The sequence below is a fragment of the Streptomyces cinereospinus genome (assembly GCF_042430725.1).
Classification (GTDB): domain Bacteria; phylum Actinomycetota; class Actinomycetes; order Streptomycetales; family Streptomycetaceae; genus Streptomyces; species Streptomyces cinereospinus.
Map to the genome: position 1 here is coordinate 1 of NZ_JBHMCY010000146.1, position 3,733 is coordinate 3,733.

Sequence of the window (3,733 nt, forward strand, 5' to 3'; positions counted from 1 at the left end):
CACCACCTCGACGGCCTCCCCACCTACCCCTTCCAACGCCAGCGCTACTGGCTGGACGTGTCGGACTACCTCGCCGAGTCCTGGCTCGGCGAGGCCCTGGTGAGCGACCCGGCGCGGCTCGGCGTGAGCGCTCTCGACCACCCGCTGCTGGGCGCCGCCGTCACCGTGCCCGACAGCGGTGCCCTGGTGCTCACCGGGCGGCTGTCGGTACGGGACCAGCCCTGGCTGGCCGACCACGACGTGCTCGGCAGCGTCCTGCTGCCCGGCACCGGCTTCGTGGAGCTGGTGCTGCGCGCCGCACAGGAAGCCGACTGCGACCGGATCGAGGAGCTGACGCTCACCAGCCCTCTCATCCTGCCGGACGACGGCGGTCTGGTCGTCCGTGTGCTGGTGAGCGGGCCGGACGAGTCCGGCCGCCGGACCGTGGCGGTGTACTCGGCCGCCGAGGAGCAAGCCGGGGGCACGTGGACCCTGCACGCCGAGGGCCTGCTGGCCGCCGGTACGGCCCCCGTCGCGGACGCGTTCGGGGCCTGGCCCCCGCCCGGTGCCACCGTACGCCCGACGGACGGCGCCTACGAACGGCTGCTGAGCCGCGGATACGGCTACGGTCCGGTGTTCCAGGGCCTGCGCGCGGCCTGGGAGCGCGGCGACGAGCTCTTCGCCGAGATCGCGCTGCCCGAGGACGCGCGTGCCGACGCCCGGCGCTGCGCCGTGCACCCCGCCCTGCTCGACGCGGCGCTGCACGCCTCGTTGCTGGAGGACCCGGACGGCTCGGAGGCCACGCTGCTGCCGTTCTCCTGGAACGGCGTCTCCCGGCACGCCACCGGAGCCACGGCCCTGCGCGTCCGGATGCGGCCCGCCGGACCCGACAGCGTGACGCTCGACATCGCCGACGACGCCGGACGCCCGGTGCTGTCCGTGACCTCGCTCGTGTCCCGGGCGGTCTCCGCCCGGCAGCTCGACACCGTGCGGGGCACCGGGAACGCCACCCTCTACCGGGTGCGGTGGCAGAACGCCGCAGCCCTCGCGGCACCGTCGGCCCGTTCCCGCTGGGCCGTCGTCGGCCCGTCCGACCTCGCCCTGCCGGCGTTCCCCGGACTCGCCGAACTCGCCGAGGCGGTCGAAGCCGGGGACACGGAGGTGCCGGACGTGGTCCTGCTGCCGCTGGACCCGGGCCCCGGCGACGTGCCCTCCGCCGTACGGGCCACCGCGTCCGCCGCCCTGCGCGCCCTGCGGACCTGGCTGGCCGACGAACGCCTCACCGCCTCCCGCCTGGTCGTCCTGACCCGGCGGGCCGTGACCGTGCGCGACGACGAGCGTGCCGACCTCGCCGCGGCCCCCGTGTGGGGCCTGGTGCGGGCGGCGCAGGCGGAGAACCCCGGCCGCTTCGTACTGGCCGACCTGGACGGATCCGCCGAGTCGCGGGCCGCCCTGCCCGCGGCGCTGGGCAGTGACGAACCCGAGTTCGCCCTGCGCCAGGGCGAGTTGCTGGTGCCCCGGCTCGTCGTCGCGGACGCCCGGCCGCGGCCGGAACGCCTCGACGGCACAATCCTGATCACCGGCGGGACCGGCGGACTCGGCGCGCTGGTCGCCCGCCACCTGGTGACGGCGCACGGCGTCCGCAGACTGGTGCTGACCAGCCGGCGGGGTGCCGGCACGCCGGGCGCCGCGGAGCTGGCCGCCGAGCTGACCGGCCTCGGCGCCGAGGTCACCGTCGCCGCCTGCGACGCGGCCGACCGCGACGCGCTCGCGGCGGTACTGGCCGCGATCCCCGCCGAACACCCGCTCACCGCCGTGGTGCACGCCGCGGGCGTCGTCGACAACGGCCTGGTCACCACCCTGGACCCGGACCGGCTCGCATCCGTCCTGCGGCCCAAGGTCGACGGCGCCTGGAATGTGCACGAACTCACCCGCGACCTGCCCCTGACCGCGTTCGTCCTGTTCTCCTCCGCCGGTGGGCTGGTCCTCGCGGCCGGCCAGGGCGGTTACGCGGCGGCCAACGTGTTCCTCGACGCGCTCGCCGAGCACCGCGCCGCGACGGGCCTGCCCGCCACCTCCCTGGCCTACGGCCTCTGGGGCCTGGACACCGGTTTCGGCTCGGCCCTGACCGACGACGACCTGGCCCGGATGGCCCAGCAGGGCTTCCCCGCCCTCACGGCGGCCGAAGGGCTCGCGGCACTCGACGTGGCACTGCCCGGCCCGGCCACCCTGGTGCCCGTCAGGATCAACGCCGCCGGAGTCCGGGCCAACGGCCCCGTCCCCGCCCTGCTGCGCGATGTCGTACGGGTGCCGCGCGCGGCGCGAACCACCGCCGGCTCCGCCTGGACGGACCGCCTCGCGGGGCTCGGCGGCGGTGACCGCGAGGCGGCCCTGCTCGACCTGGTCCGCACCGAGGTCGCCGCCGTCCTCGGCCACGCGTCCGCCGAGGCCGTCGCACCGGACCGCGCCTTCTCCGAACTCGGCTTCGACTCACTGACCGCCGTGGAACTGCGCAACAGGCTCAGCACGGCCACCGGCCTGCGCCTGCCCGCCACGCTGGTCTTCGACCACCCCACGGCCGACGCCGTCGCCGCGCACCTCGGCGAGACCCTCGGCGGGACCACGGCCGGCACCCCGGCCGCAGGAACCGCCCCGCACCACCGCACCGACGACGAGCCGATCGCCGTCGTCGGCATGGCCTGCCGCTTCCCCGGCGGAGTCAGCTCGCCCGAGGACCTGTGGCGCCTGCTCGCGGCGGGCGACGAGGCGATCGTGCCGCTGCCCACCGACCGCGGCTGGGACGAGGACCTCTACGACCCCGACCCCGGCCGCCCCGGCAAGTGCTACGCGCGAGGCGGCGGCTTCCTGCACGAGGCCGGCGACTTCGACGCCGGGTTCTTCGGCATCGGCCCGAACGAGGCCTCGGCGATGGATCCGCAGCAGCGGCTGCTGCTGGAGACGTCCTGGGAGGCCTTCGAACGGGCCGGCATCGACCCCGCCTCGCTGCGCGGCAGCCGCACCGGAGTCTTCGCGGGCGTCATGTACCACGACTACGGCTACGGCAGCTCCAGCGGCGGCAGCGCCGTCGCGGGCCGGGTCTCGTACACGCTCGGACTGGAAGGCCCGGCCGTCGCGGTCGACACGGCCTGCTCCTCCTCGCTGGTCGCACTGCACTCCGCCGTGCAGGCCCTGCGCTCGGGCGAGTGCTCGCTCGCCCTGGCCGCCGGCGTGGCGGTCATGGCCTCGCCGGAGATCCTGGTCGAGTTCAGCCGCCAGCGCGGCCTGTCGGCCGACGGCCGGTGCCGTTCCTACGCCTCGGGCGCCGACGGCACCGGGTGGGCCGAGGGCGCCGGGACCCTCCTGGTGGAACGGGTGTCGGACGCCCGGCGCAACGGCCGTCCGGTCCTCGCCGTGATCCGGGGCACGGCGGTCAACCAGGACGGCGCGTCGAACGGCTTCTTCGCCCCCAACGGACCGTCGCAGCAGCGGGTCATCCGGCAGGCACTGGCGTCAGCCGGGTTGACCTCCGCGGACGTGGACGCGGTGGAGGGACACGGCACGGGGACGACGCTCGGCGACCCCATCGAGGCACAGGCGCTGCTGGCCACGTACGGCCAGGACCGGCCTGCCGAACGCCCCCTCTGGCTCGGCTCCGTCAAGTCGAACCTCGGTCACACGCAGGCGGCCGCGGGCGCCGCCGGGATCATGAAGATGGTGCTGGCGATGCGGCATGGTGTGCTGCCGCGGACGCTGC

1 protein-coding gene is annotated in these 3,733 nt (G+C 75.9%); it reads left to right on the forward strand.

Annotation, left to right across the window (positions count from 1 at the left end; translation table 11 throughout):
• Positions 1-3,733 (forward strand): type I polyketide synthase (locus ACFF45_RS35060; protein WP_381351074.1); only part of this gene is annotated, 3,733 nt, incomplete at both ends.